The sequence below is a fragment of the Actinocorallia longicatena genome, assembly GCF_039534125.1.
Classification (GTDB): Bacteria; Actinomycetota; Actinomycetes; order Streptosporangiales; family Streptosporangiaceae; genus Actinocorallia; species Actinocorallia longicatena.
In genome coordinates, this window is sequence record NZ_BAAAUV010000002.1 from 462,194 (window position 1) to 474,621 (window position 12,428).

Below are 12,428 nucleotides of genomic sequence, written 5' to 3' on the forward strand. Positions count from 1 at the left end.
CTAGTAGGCGAAATCGAGTGTGGCGTCGTCGTCCGCGGGGGTCTCGGCGGGCGGGTCCTTCTTGGCGAAGCGCAGCATCAGCCCGACCTCGATGACCGCGAGGATCCCGTACAGGCCGGTGTAGACGAGCAGCGAGGTGAGCACGGTCCCGGCCGGGACGGTCGGCGAGACTCCGTTCTCGGTCTTGAGCACCCCGAAGACCAGCCACGGCTGCCGCCCCATCTCGGTGAAGATCCAGCCGAAGGAGCAGGCGATGAGGGGCAGCGCGATCGACCAGATCGCCAGCCGCCACACCCACCTCTTCTCCGGGAGCCGTCCGCCGCGGGTCAGCCAGAGCCCGACGACGCTCACCAGCCCGATGAGCAGCCCCGCCCCGACCATGATCCGGAAGCCCCAGTAGGTGATCGGGATGTAGGGCCGGTAGTCGCCGGGACCGAACTGAGCGGTGTACTGGGCCTGGAGGTCGTTGATCCCCTCGACCTTCCCGTCGAAGGAGCCGGTGGCCAGGAACGACAGCAGGCCCGGCACCTCCAGGGAGTAGATCGGTGTCTTGCCGTCGAGGCTGCCGATGGTGAACAGCGAGAAGGCCGCGGGCTGCTCGGTCTCGTAGAGCGCCTCGGCGGCGGCCATCTTCATCGGCTGCGTCTCGGTCATGACCTTGCCGAGCTGGTCGCCGGAGAGCAGGAAGCCGACGGTGCCGATCAGCGTCACGACCAGCGCGAGCCGGAGCGAGGGGCGCATGACGTCGAGGTTGCGGCGGCGTCCCAGGTGCCACGCCGAGATGCCGATCATGAGAATGCCGCCGGTCACCCAGGCGGCGAAGATCGTGTGCGGGAACGTGGCCAGGACGACCTTGTTGGTGAGGACGTCGCCGAAGCTGGTCAGCTCGGCCCGGTTCGCGGCCTTGTCGTAGGTGTAACCGACCGGGTTCTGCATCCAGGAGTTGGCGGCGAGGATGAAGTAGGCCGACAGCGTGGTCCCGATCGCGACGGCCCAGATGCAGGCCAGGTGGATCCCCTTCGGGAGCTTGTCCCAGCCGAAGAGCCACAGTCCGAGGAACGTGGACTCCAGGAAGAACGCCAGCAGAGCCTCGATCGCGAGGGGCGCCCCGAAGATGTCGCCGACGAAGCGCGAATAGTCGCTCCAGTTCATGCCGAACTGGAATTCCTGCACGATTCCGGTGACGAGCCCGAGCGCGAAGTTGATGAGGAAGAGCTTTCCCCAGAACTTCACCGCTCGTTTGTACTTCTCGTCTCCGGTGCGGAAGTACTGCGTCTGCAGGATCGCCACCAGCAGCGACAGCCCGATCGTGATCGGCACGAACAGGAAGTGATAGACCGTGGTGACGCCGAACTGTAGGCGTGCCAGCAACAACTCGTCCACTTCGGCTCCCTCGCGAAACAACTGGCACCAGCATTTCCCGAGAGGAAGTCGATCAAGCGGTCACGGCGACTCGCATACCGGAGATTGGGGCCCGATTAATCGGAACTTGACCGGGGCGGGGACCGATAGGCTGGCCGTATGACCGTGTGGAACGCCCCCCTGGCAGATGGGCCGGTGCAGGCCGTCGTCACGCTGCCCGGGTCGAAGTCGATGACCAACCGGGCGCTGGTGCTGGCGGCGCTCGGCGGCGGCCCCAGCGTGCTCAAGGGCGCTCTGCGCAGCCGGGACACGCTGCTGATGGCGGCCGCGCTGCGCTCGCTCGGCGTCCCGGTCAACGACGAGGGCGACGACTGGTTCGTGCTGCCGGGCGACCTGTCGGGGCCCGCGACGATCGACTGCGGCCTGTCGGGCAACGTCATGCGGTTCGTGCCGCCGATCGCGGCGCTCGCCGAGGGCGACATCCTCTTCGACGGCGACCCGCACGCCAGGACCCGTCCGATGGGCCCGATCCTGGGCGCGCTGCGCGACCTCGGGGTCGAGATCCGCGACGAGGGCCGCGGGCTGCTCCCCTTCACCCTGGCCGGGCGCGGCGGGATCGACGGCGGCACCGTCACCCTGGACGCCTCCAGCTCCTCCCAGCTCGTCTCCGGCCTGCTGCTCAGCGCCCCCCGCTTCGCCAAGGGCCTGGAGCTGCGCCATCTGGGCCCGCCGGTGCCGTCGGCGCCGCACCTGGAGATGACCGTCCAGATGCTGCGGGCCGCGGGCGCCGAGGTCGAGACCGGCGGCGACGTGTGGCGGGTCGCGCCGGGCGCGCTGCGCAGCGGCGAGGTCCTGATCGAGCCCGACCTGTCGAACGCCGCCCAGTTCCTGGCCGCCGCGCTCGTCACCGGCGGGGAGGTGACCGTCCGGAACTGGCCCTCGGTCACCACCCAGCCGGGCGACAGGCTGCGCGGCCTGCTGGAGCTGATGGGCGGCTCCGTGACGCTCGCCGGCGGCGACCTGACCGTCCGCGGCACCGGGACGGTCCACGGCATCGACGTCGACCTGTCGCACGCGCCGGAACTGGCGCAGGTGCTGGCCATGGTCGCGGCCGTCGCCGACGGCCCCAGCCGGTTCACCGGGATCGCCCACATCCGCGGGCACGAGACCGACCGGCTCGCCGCGATCGTCAAGGAGATCAACCTGCTCGGCGGCGACGCGAACGAGCTCGAGGACGGCGTGGAGATCCGGCCGCGCCCGCTGCGCGGCGGCCTGTTCCACACCTACGACGACCACCGCATGGTGATGGCCGCCGCCACCCTCGGCCTGGTCGTGCCGGGCATCGAGGTGGAGAACCCCGGAACCGTGGGCAAGACCCTCCCCGAGTTCGTCTCGCTCTGGACCCGGATGTTGGAGAAATAAGATCGCGCGCGACTGGAAGCATCTCGACGAGGACGACGTCCGGGTCAGGCCCGGGAAGAGTTCGCGTCCCCGCACGCGCACCAGGCCCGCGCACGAGGACGCCGTCCAGGGGCTGGTCGTCGCGGTCGACCGGGGCCGGTACCGCTGCCTGGTCGAGACGGGGCGCAAGAAGGAGCCGCGGATCGCGGTCACCGCGATGCGCGCCCGCGAGCTGGGCCGCAAGGGCGTCGTGGTCGGTGACAGGGTCGGGCTGGTCGGCGACACCTCCGGCAAGCCCGACGCGCTGGCCAGGGTCGTGCGGGTCGAACCGCGCACCTCGATCCTGCGGCGCACCGCCGACGACACCGACGACGTCGAGCGGGTCATCGTCTCCAACGCCGACCAGCTCGTGATCGTCACGGCGCTGGCCGATCCCGAGCCCCGCATCGGCATGATCGACCGCTGCCTGGTGGCCGCCCGCGACGCCGGGATGGACGCCCTGATCTGCCTGACCAAGGCCGATCTCGCCCCGCCCGACCGGCTGCTGGAGATCTACCGGCCGCTGGGCGTCCAGGTCTGGGTCACCCAGCGCGGCGACGACCCGTCCGTGCTGCGGGGGATGCTCAAGGACCGGATGAGCGTCCTGGTCGGGCACTCCGGGGTCGGCAAGTCCACGCTGGTCAACGCGCTCGTCCCGGCCGCGGACCGGGCCGTCGGGCATGTCAACGCCGTGACGGGCCGGGGCCGGCACACCAGCTCCAGCGCCCTCGCCCTGGAGCTCCCCGGCGGCGGCTGGATCATCGACACCCCGGGCGTGCGGAGCTTCGGCCTCGCCCACATCCCGCCCGAGGACCTCATCCTCGGTTTCCCCGACCTCGTCGAGGGCTCGGCCGGCTGCCCGCCGCTGTGCACCCACGCCGAGCAGTCCTGCGCGCTGGACGCCTGGGTCGCCGACGGTCATGCCACGCCCGAACGCCTGGAGTCGTTCCGGCGGCTGCTGACCAACCGCGACGACCCCGCCTGACCGGAGGGCTTCCCGGCCAGGACACGGTTCTACCGAGCGGTAGGCTCTCCGGAGCTCTATCCGAAGGATTCTCGTGTTCCTCGCGCACGTCCCCCTGCACCACACCACCCATGGCGCCCTGAACCCCGTCGTCGCCTACGCGCTGTCCGTCCTGGGCTGCCTGCTCGGCCTCCAGTGCGCCGCCCGCGCCCGCGCCGTCACCGGCACCGCCGCCGAGGCCGCCTGGCTGGCCGGGGCCGCGGTGTCGATCGGCGGGACGGGCATCTGGGCCATGCACTTCGTCGCGATGCTCGGCTTCGGCGTCGACGGCTCCCCGATCGCCTACGACGTCCCGCTGACGCTGGCCAGCGCGATCCTGGCGATCGTCGTGGTCGGCGCGGGCCTGGCCCTCGTGGCCCGCGACAGGCCGATCGTGATCGGCGGCGTGCTCACCGGCGGCGGCGTCGCGGCCATGCACTACACCGGCATGGCGGCCATGAACACCGGGGCGACGCTCGCCTACGACCCGGCCCTGGTGGCGGCGTCGATGGCGATCGCGATCGCCGCCTCGACGGCCGCCCTGTGGTTCGCCACCCGGCTGACCCGCTGGCGCGCCTCCCTGGCCGCCTCGCTCGTGATGGCCGCGGCCGTCACGAGCATGCACTACACGGGGATGGCCGCCCTGTCCGCCGACGGCCCGGTCGTGCCGCAGGTCGAGGGCGCCGACCCCACGCTGCTGCTCCTACCGATGGTCATCGCGGGCTGCGTCATCACCGCGGTCCTGCTCGTCGCCGTCGGCGGCTCGGCCAGCCCCCGCGAACGCACCGCCGAGGCCGACTTCGTGGCCCGCCTCGAACGCCAGATGCGCGGTTAGGGCCTGTCTCGAAGTCGGCGCCCGTGGCGAGCGGCGTTCAGGTGCGTGCCCTGGTGGTGCGGAGGAGGGAGTCAGCCTGGTGCGGCTGGCGACTGACGACAAGCCTCCAGGGTGCGTGCCTGGGCGTCGCGCAGCAGGGCAGTTGACTGCGAGACAGGCCCTAGGATCCCTCCGTCAGCAGGGCGATGGCCAGGTCCTCGGTGTCGTTGAGCACCTTGACGTGGGCCGGGGCGAGTTCGGCGACGCAGTGGGCCATCGCCTGGGTGACCTCGCTGAAGGCCGTCTCCTCGACGGCGCGCAGCGCGGCCCGGACGGTCGAGGCGCGGGCACCGATCATCGACCATTCCATCTCGAGGCGGCCGAGGGTCTCCTCGCAGGAGCCCGCCACCTCGGCGGCCTCGCGGCGCAGGTCCCCGGGGATGTCGCCGCGGCCCGCCTTACGGACCCGGCCGGTCAGCGCGGAGACCCGCCCGGCGAGGGTCAGCCCCTCCTGGGCGGCGGGCAGCACCTGGTGGACCATGTCGGTGACGGCGGCGGCGAGTTCTCCCGTGCGGTCGAGGAGGGTCTTGGCCGCGGCCTGGACGGCGTCGGCGGTGCGGTCGCCGATCCGCTCGCACACGACCCGCTGCTGGGCCTTGAGCGCGGGGAAGACCTCGGCGGCCAGGCGTTCGCGCAGTTCGGCGCGCTGCCCGGCGGGGGCGGCGTCGGCCCGCTTGAGGATCCGGGCCACCCGGTCCTGGCCCGTGTTCTCGATCTCGCCGTTGACCTCGCCGAACGCCTGCGCCGACCGGGTGTGCAGCACGTCGACCAGCGCCTGGAGCGCCTCGGTCTCGAACGGGGCGTTGAGCTCCGTCAGCTGGGCCTGCAACCGCCGGGAGATGTCGATCGCCTGCTCGGCGAGCGGGACCAGCCGGTCGGCGAGTTCCTCGGTGGTCCGCGCACGGCGGGGATCGGTGAGCTCGGCGACCCATTCCGGCAACTCGTAAGCCATTCCGCCATGCTCCCATCCGGCACCGCACGGTACGTCCATGACGGACCACCTGATCGGTCACAGTCCGTATGTTACTGACTGGTAAGGATCGTTTTCGCGATAGATTGCCACGTCGTGGCTGATGGATACTCTGATGATCTTCGTCTGGCTCACGTCCTGGCGGACGCGGCGGACGATCTGACCGCGCGTCGCTTCCGGGCGCTGGACCTCCGCGTGGAGACCAAGCCCGACCTGACCCCGGTCAGCGACGCCGACCGGGCGGTCGAAGAGCAGATCCGCGGCACCCTCAAGCGGGCCCGCCCCCGCGACGCGGTCATCGGCGAGGAGTTCGGCAAGACCGGCTTCAGCCAGCGCTGCTGGGTGATCGACCCCATCGACGCCACCAAGAACTTCGTCCGCGGCATCCCCGCCTGGGCCACCCTGATCGCGCTCATGGAGGACGGCGAGGTCGTCGTCGGCCTGGTCTCGGCGCCCGCGCTCGGCCGCCGCTGGTGGGCGGCCAAGGGCGGCGGCGCCTGGACGGGCCGCAGCCTCGCCAAGGCCAGCCGGATGCAGGTCTCGCAGGTCACGCGGATGAGCGACGCCTCGTTCTCCTACTCCAGCCTCAGCGGCTGGGAGGCCGCCGGGAAGCTCGAGGGCTTCCTCGACCTCACCCGCGACGTCTGGCGCACCCGGGCCTTCGGCGACTTCTGGTCGCACATGATGGTCGCCGAGGGCGTGATCGAGATCTCCGCGGAGCCCGAGGTCTCCCTCTGGGACCTGGCCGCCCTCCAGGTGATCGTCGAGGAGGCGGGCGGGGTCTTCACCGACCTGTCCGGCATCGCGACGGCCGACGGCGGCAGCGTCCTGTGCACCAACGGCCACCTGCACGACGCCGCGCTGGCGAGGCTGGGCGACCCCGGGGCCTGACTTCGCGGCAAACGCGATATATCGTGGAACTGCCTACGAAAGGTGGAGCCCATGTCGCCCCGCGGAAAAGTCGTCCTCGGCGGAGCAGTAGCCGCCATCGTCCTGTGGTGGATCCTGCCCGGATTCATCGCCACGCTCCTCATCCTCGGGATCATCGCCGTCCCCGTCGGCGCCTATCTGATGCTCGACACCTCCCAGCGCCGCCGCGTCCGGGGCCACGCCCGCAAGCGCCTCGGCCGCTGACATCACCCTGATCGACCGGTAACGTCTGAAAAGTGCGTATCGGTGTGATCGGGGCGGGGATTCTGGGGCTGGCCGTCGCCCGGCGGCTGGGTGAACTCGGGCACGAGGTCACCGTCCTCGAGAAGGAGGACCGGGTCGCCGGGCACCAGACCGGCCACAACAGCGGGGTCGCGCACGCCGGGCTGTACTACGCGCCCGGATCGCTGAAGGCCGAGCTGTGCCGGCGCGGGATCGGGCTGCTCAAGGAGTTCTGCCAGCTGCGCGGCATCGCCTACGACGAGTGCGGCAAGATCGTCGTCGCGCGGAACCAGCGGGAGCTGGAGCCGCTGCTGGAGATCGAGCGGCGCGCCGCGCTGAACGGGGTGCCCGGGTTGCGGCGGCTCGACCGGCGGGGGCTCAGGGAGATCGAGCCCGCGGCCGACGGGCTGGCGGCCCTGCACTCCCCCACCACCGCGATCGTCGACTTCCCCGGGGTCGCCCGGGCGCTGGCCGAGGAGGTCCGGCTGACCGGCGGAGTCGTGCGCCTGGGCCACGAGGTCATCGGGATCAAGGCCGACACCGGGCACGCGGTCGTCACCTCGAAGGTGCGGGCGCTGCCCGGCCTCGAGGCCGGGCTCGGCGACGGGCACTCCGGCGACTCGGGCATGGTCGCCTCGGCCGAGGCGTTCGACCGGCTCGTGGTCTGCGCGGGCCTGCACTCCGACCGGGTCGCGATGCTGGCCGGCGACGCCCCCGAGCCCGCGATCCTGCCCTTCCGCGGCGAGTACTACCGGCTGCGCTCCCCCGAGCTGGTGCGCGGGCTGATCTATCCGGTCCCCGATCCGCGCTACCCCTTCCTCGGCGTCCACTTCACCCGGCGGGTCGACGGCAGCGTCGACATCGGCCCCAACGCCGTCCTGGCGGGCGCGCGGGAGGGCTACCGGCGGCGCGACGTCAGCGTGCGCGACCTGTGGGACGTCCTGCGGTGGCCGGGCTTTCCCGCCCTCGCCCTGGAGCACTGGCGGACGGGCGCGAAGGAGCTCTACGGTTCGGCCTCCAAGCGGGCGTTCGTGCGGGAGGCCCGCTCGTTCGTGCCCGGCCTGCGCGCCGCCGACGTGGTCGCCGCCCCGTCGGGGGTCAGGGCCCAGGCCGTCGACGCCGACGGCTCCCTCGTCGACGACTTCCGGCTCGGCCGGATCGGGGCGGTCCTGACCGTGCGCAACGCCCCCTCGCCCGGCGCGACCTCCTCGCTGGCCATCGCCGAGCACCTGGTGACGCTGCTCCTCAAGGAATAGCCCCGCCGCCCGCCGGGATGGTGCACCCTGCGTGACCAAGATCGCGCTTTCTGTAGGGAAGTGAGCGTTTTCCGCTTTACAGAACGGATTTTCCGTCAACAATTCTTGCTTTTTGTCAGCTTTTTCATAAATCAGCTCTCGCAAGTGACGCGCGACATCCCTAGCGGCGCTCTTCAACGCGTCAGTAACTTCGGCCGCAGTTTTGGTGCATATGCGAAGTTGAGGTCCCTATGAAGCGCGTGCTCGGGCTTGTCGCAGCGGGGCTGGTCCTGGACGCCGTCCGGCTGCGGCGGCGTGCCCTGCGGCTCAACGGCCTGGTCCCCGGAGAGCTGCCGCCGGAGGAGTCCGCCTCGGCCTACCTGCTGGTCGGCAGGGCCGGTCTGCGGATCTCCGACGAGGTCCGCGCGGCGGCGATCGCCCACGCCGCCGGCCACGGCCTCGACGTCCTGGAACTCATCCCCTCGTCGCTCGACACCGCCCGCGCGCTGGAGCTCGTGCGCCGGCTCGACCCGGCGGGCTACCGGTCCGACCGGGCGGCCCGCGGCGTCAGCGGCGGCCACGCGATCGTCGTCTCGGCCGACCTGCTGCGCCGCGCCGAGGTGAGCCGCTGGAGCGATCTCGACGCCGACGAGCTCGACGCCCTCTCGGTCAAGCTGAAGAAGTACTCCTCGACCGGCACGGACGTGGTCGTCGTCGACGCCCTCGGGGTGCGCGGATGCCCGCCGGAGCAGCGCCGCGCCATCCTGCGCCGCCGCTACCACAACGACCTCCCGGTCCAGCAGGCCGCGATGCTCACCGCGATGGCCGCGTTCGGCGCCGCGGCCCTCCGGTCGCCGAGGATGGGCGCGGTGGCCCTGGCCGCCGCGGCCGTCCATCCCCTCATCGCGACGGCGGGGACCCGGCTCGCCCCGCGCGACCTGGCCCGCTTCGCCCTGCTCCGCCCGGTCGGCGCCCCCTGCCGCGTGCTCGGCACCGTGGTCGCCGCCGAGGCCGAGGACCCGGCCGAGGAGAAGGCCCGCGCCGCCTACCTCGCCGACATCGAGCGCGGTACCGACCGGTTCTTCGAGGAGCCCAGGACCGACTGCCCGTGGTGCTCCTCCACCGCGCTCACCCGGCTGCTGACCAGCCGCGACTACCAGCAGCGCAAGCCCGGCGTCTTCACCGTCGACCGCTGCGCCTCGTGCGGTCACGTCTTCCAGAACCCCCGGCTCAACCTGGACGGCCTGGACTTCTACTACCGCGACTACTACGACGGCCTGGGCGAGCCCGAGGTCGAGCGCGGCTTCCGGCTGAGCGGCGGCCACTACCGCCAGCGCGCCGAGATGCTCCGCGGCCACACCACCCCGAGGTCCTGGCTGGACGTCGGCGGCGGTCACGGCCACTTCTGCAACGCCGCCCGCGACTCCTGGCCCGAGACGACCTTCGACGTCCTCGACATGAACGGCACCAGCATCGCCGAGGCCGAGCGTCAGGGCTGGGTCGACACCGCCCACCACGGCCTGTTCCCCGAACTCGCGAGCGGCCTCACCGGGCGGTACGACGTCGTCTCGATGCACCACTATCTGGAGCACACCCTCGATCCGGCATTGGAGCTCGACGCGGCGGCGGCCGTCCTGCCCCCCGGCGGGCATCTGCTCATCGAGGTCCCCGACCCCGAGTCGCCGTTCGCGCGGGCCGTGGGGCGCTGGTGGCACAACTGGTTCCAGCCCCAGCACCTGCACTTCGTGCCGCTGAACAACCTCACCGAGGCGCTGGAGGCCAGGGGCTTCACGATCCTCGAGGTCCACCGCGGCCCGGCCCACCAGCAGCTCGACCTCCTCATGGTCGTCCTGCTGATGCTGAACCGGGTCCTGCCCTCACCGCGCAGCCCCTGGCGGACCCCCCGCCATCCCCGGCTGGCCTGGACGGCCCGCATCGCCGGCTACCTCGCCGCCGCCCCCCTGATCGCCGCCGCGACGGCGGCCGACCACGCCCTCCACCCCCTCATCCGCAGGTACGGCGGCGCCAACACCTACCGGGTCCTGGCCCGCAAGGCCTGACGTCCCCGCCCCGCGTAAACACCGGGAGATATCTCGACAAGTCCCGGCCGTGCGCCGGGGAGCGGGGTGAGGATGGGGTCATGGCTGACAGGGACTCATACAAGGCCGGGGTGCCGTGCTGGGTGGACTACTCGGCGAAGGACAGGCACGCCGCGGCGGACTTCTACGAGCGGCTGTTCGGGTGGGAGGCCCTGTGGGAGCCCGACCCGGCCGCCGGTGGTTACGGGCAGTTCACGATGCGGGGACGCCGGGTCGCCGGGATCGGGCCGCAGTTCAACGACGCGATGCCCGCCATGTGGAACAGCTACGTGGCCACCGACGACGTCGAGGCCACCGCGGAGAAGGTCCGGAACGCCGGCGGGCAGGTCGTCATGCCGCCGATGGAGGTCTTCGACGCCGGGAAGATGGCCGGATTCCTCGACGCCGAGGGCGCGTTCTTCCTGGTCTGGCAGGCGCTGAAGCACCCGGGGTCGCAGATCGTCAGCGAGGACGGCGCCTACTGCTGGAACGAGCTCAACACCCGCGACGAGCAGAAGGCCCTCGCCTTCTACCCGCAGGTCTTCGGCTGGGAGCCGCGGACCGACCCCGGATACACCGAGTGGCAGCTCGGCGGGGAGTCCCAGGCGGGCATGATGCCCATGCCCGAGGGCGTGCCCGCCGAGGTCCCGCCGTACTGGCTCGTCTACTTCGCCGTCACCGACGTGGACGCCTCCGCGGTCAGGGCCATCGCCCTGGGCGCCGAGCAGGTCAGCCCCTTCGTCGACAGCCCGGCCGGCCGCCTCGCCGTCCTGCGCGACCCGCAGGGCGCGACCTTCGCGCTCATCACGCTCGTCCCGCACCGCGCCGAAGGCTAGCGGTCGGGCCAGAGGGCGCGTTCGTCGGCCCTCGGGTCCTGGACCAGGGACGAGACGGTGTCGAAGACCCGGACGGGACGGGTGGCGTCGTAGGCGGGCCAGCCGGGGTCGCCGGTCGTGGCGAAGGCGACCCAGGCGGCGTGCATCTCGTCGGCCAGCGGCTGGGGGGCGCCCGGCCCCGCCATCGCGGCCCCGGCCATGCGGTCCAGGGCATCGAAGGTGAAGCCCAGCTCCAGGGCGTGGCAGGCCTTCAGCGGGGCCGGGAGGTCCTTGTTGGAGGAGTTCCACGCGAACTCATACATCCAGGTTCCCCCCGGACGGGCCTCGGCCAGCCGGTAGGCCGGGATCCGGAAGAACCAGTCGGTGACGACGGCCGCCATCACGTCGCCGGGCGTCGCCCCGGGACGGTTGGAGTGGTAGGTCTCGGCCGCCGACGGCTCGATGCCCATCGTCGACAGCAGCCCGGTGACCAGCTCCGGGCTGAGCATCGTGGTCAGGCCGCCGGGGGCGAGGTAGAGGCGGAACTCGTCGGTGGTGGTGCCGGTGAGCAGGGGGACGTCGTGCCCGGCTCCGTCGCGGATGGCGTCGATGGGGCGGCGTTGCACGAGATCGCCGCGGACGGGCATGAACGGCATCCCGCCCTGGACCGTCGAGCGTCCCCAGCGGCCCGGATCGGGCAGCGCGGCGATCTCGGCCTGGACCTCGGCCTGCACCTCGATGATCCGTTCCGGCGTGAACTCGGCGAAGGCCTCGGCGGTCGGCTCCACGCCGAGCCGCCGGGCGAGCTCCTCCGTGATCTTCAGCGCGTCCTCGGGCTCCTGGAGGATGTGGCCCGCGCCGGACTGGGCGATCGCCCGCTGGAAGAGGCCGAGGTCGAGGGAGAGCAGCGTCGTCACGCTCATCCCGCCCGCGGACTCGCCGAACAAGGTCACCCGCGCCGGGTCGCCGCCGAAGGCCGCGATGTTGTCGCGGACCCACTCCAGGGCGGCGATCTGGTCGAGCAGCCCGCGGTTGCGGGGCGCCCCGGGGAGCTCGGCGAAGCCCTCGACGCCGAGCCGGTAGTTGATCGTCACACAGACGACGCCGTCGCGGGCGAAGGCCGATCCGTCGTAGACGGGGACGGAACCCGAGCCGTTGCGGAAGGCGCCGCCGTGGATCCAGACCATGACCGGCAGCGCCTCGGCTCCCTCGGGCGCCCAGACGTTGAGGTTCAGGCAGTCCTCGCCCGGGATCGTCACCTCGGGCAGCAGGTCGTACAGCGGCGGCCGGTAGGGGGCCTTGGGCACGGTCGGGCCGAACTCCAGGGCGTCCCGCACCCCTTCCCACGGCTCTGCCGGCCGCGGCTCGCGGAAGCGGTTCTCCCCGAACGGCGCCGCGGCGAACGGGATCCCGAGGAATCGCGCGATCCCGTCGCCGATCCGGCCTCTCACCTTGCCGTACGCCGTACTGACGATCTGGTCCATGGACGCCATCGTAGG

The 12,428-nt window shown here is 71.9% G+C and carries 11 protein-coding genes; 8 read left to right on the forward strand and 3 right to left on the reverse strand.

Features of this window, described 5'->3' with window-relative positions:
- Entirely contained in the window at positions 1-1,383 is a 1,383-nt protein-coding gene (locus ABD785_RS05175) for a cytochrome ubiquinol oxidase subunit I (RefSeq protein ID WP_344822670.1), read from the reverse strand.
- A 138-nt stretch (positions 1,384-1,521) separates the two neighbouring features.
- Here ABD785_RS05175 and aroA point away from each other — a divergent pair, with 138 nt between their 5' ends.
- From aroA to ABD785_RS05190, 3 genes are all read left to right on the forward strand, one after another.
- Entirely contained in the window at positions 1,522-2,784 is a 1,263-nt protein-coding gene (aroA, locus tag ABD785_RS05180) for a 3-phosphoshikimate 1-carboxyvinyltransferase (RefSeq protein ID WP_344822672.1), read from the forward strand.
- Positions 2,785-2,980: 196 nt separating this feature from the next.
- Positions 2,981-3,787: a ribosome small subunit-dependent GTPase A gene (rsgA, locus tag ABD785_RS05185; protein WP_425547731.1), complete on the forward strand. Its 807-nt coding sequence runs from the start codon at positions 2,981-2,983 to the stop codon at positions 3,785-3,787.
- Positions 3,788-3,860: 73 nt separating this feature from the next.
- Positions 3,861-4,640 carry an MHYT domain-containing protein gene (locus ABD785_RS05190; protein ID WP_344822674.1) on the forward strand — a complete coding sequence of 260 codons (780 nt, stop codon included), beginning with the start codon at positions 3,861-3,863 and terminating at the stop codon, positions 4,638-4,640.
- 160 nt (positions 4,641-4,800) lie between these two features.
- Here the strand turns inward: ABD785_RS05190 and ABD785_RS05195 are convergent, their stop codons facing one another.
- The gene (locus ABD785_RS05195) at positions 4,801-5,631 is read right to left on the reverse strand and encodes a hypothetical protein (RefSeq protein ID WP_344822677.1); all 831 of its coding nucleotides are present in this window, start codon (positions 5,629-5,631) and stop codon (positions 4,801-4,803) included.
- A gap of 114 nt (positions 5,632-5,745) precedes the next feature.
- Between ABD785_RS05195 and hisN the strand changes: the two genes are divergently transcribed.
- The 5 genes from hisN to ABD785_RS05220 all read left to right on the forward strand — a co-directional run bounded on the left by hisN (position 5,746) and on the right by ABD785_RS05220 (position 10,950).
- Positions 5,746-6,540, forward strand: a complete 795-nt coding sequence (gene hisN / locus ABD785_RS05200) for a histidinol-phosphatase (RefSeq protein WP_344822679.1) — start codon at positions 5,746-5,748, stop codon at positions 6,538-6,540.
- Between the two features lie 51 nt (positions 6,541-6,591).
- On the forward strand, positions 6,592-6,783 hold the full coding sequence (locus ABD785_RS05205; RefSeq protein WP_344822681.1) for a hypothetical protein: 192 nt from the start codon (positions 6,592-6,594) through the stop codon (positions 6,781-6,783).
- A gap of 32 nt (positions 6,784-6,815) precedes the next feature.
- Positions 6,816-8,057, forward strand: a complete 1,242-nt coding sequence (locus tag ABD785_RS05210) for an FAD-dependent oxidoreductase (protein WP_425547732.1) — start codon at positions 6,816-6,818, stop codon at positions 8,055-8,057.
- Between the two features lie 230 nt (positions 8,058-8,287).
- Positions 8,288-10,096 carry a class I SAM-dependent methyltransferase gene (locus ABD785_RS05215; protein WP_344822683.1) on the forward strand — a complete coding sequence of 603 codons (1,809 nt, stop codon included), beginning with the start codon at positions 8,288-8,290 and terminating at the stop codon, positions 10,094-10,096.
- 80 nt (positions 10,097-10,176) lie between these two features.
- Positions 10,177-10,950 carry a VOC family protein gene (locus tag ABD785_RS05220; protein WP_344822685.1) on the forward strand — a complete coding sequence of 258 codons (774 nt, stop codon included), beginning with the start codon at positions 10,177-10,179 and terminating at the stop codon, positions 10,948-10,950.
- On the opposite strand, the gene ABD785_RS05225 is transcribed toward ABD785_RS05220, so the two are convergent.
- The gene (locus tag ABD785_RS05225; RefSeq protein WP_344822687.1) at positions 10,947-12,413 is read right to left on the reverse strand and encodes a carboxylesterase/lipase family protein; all 1,467 of its coding nucleotides are present in this window, start codon (positions 12,411-12,413) and stop codon (positions 10,947-10,949) included. The two genes, ABD785_RS05220 and ABD785_RS05225, sit on opposite strands and share 4 nt — an antisense overlap.
- Positions 12,414-12,428: the final 15 nt, after the last annotated feature.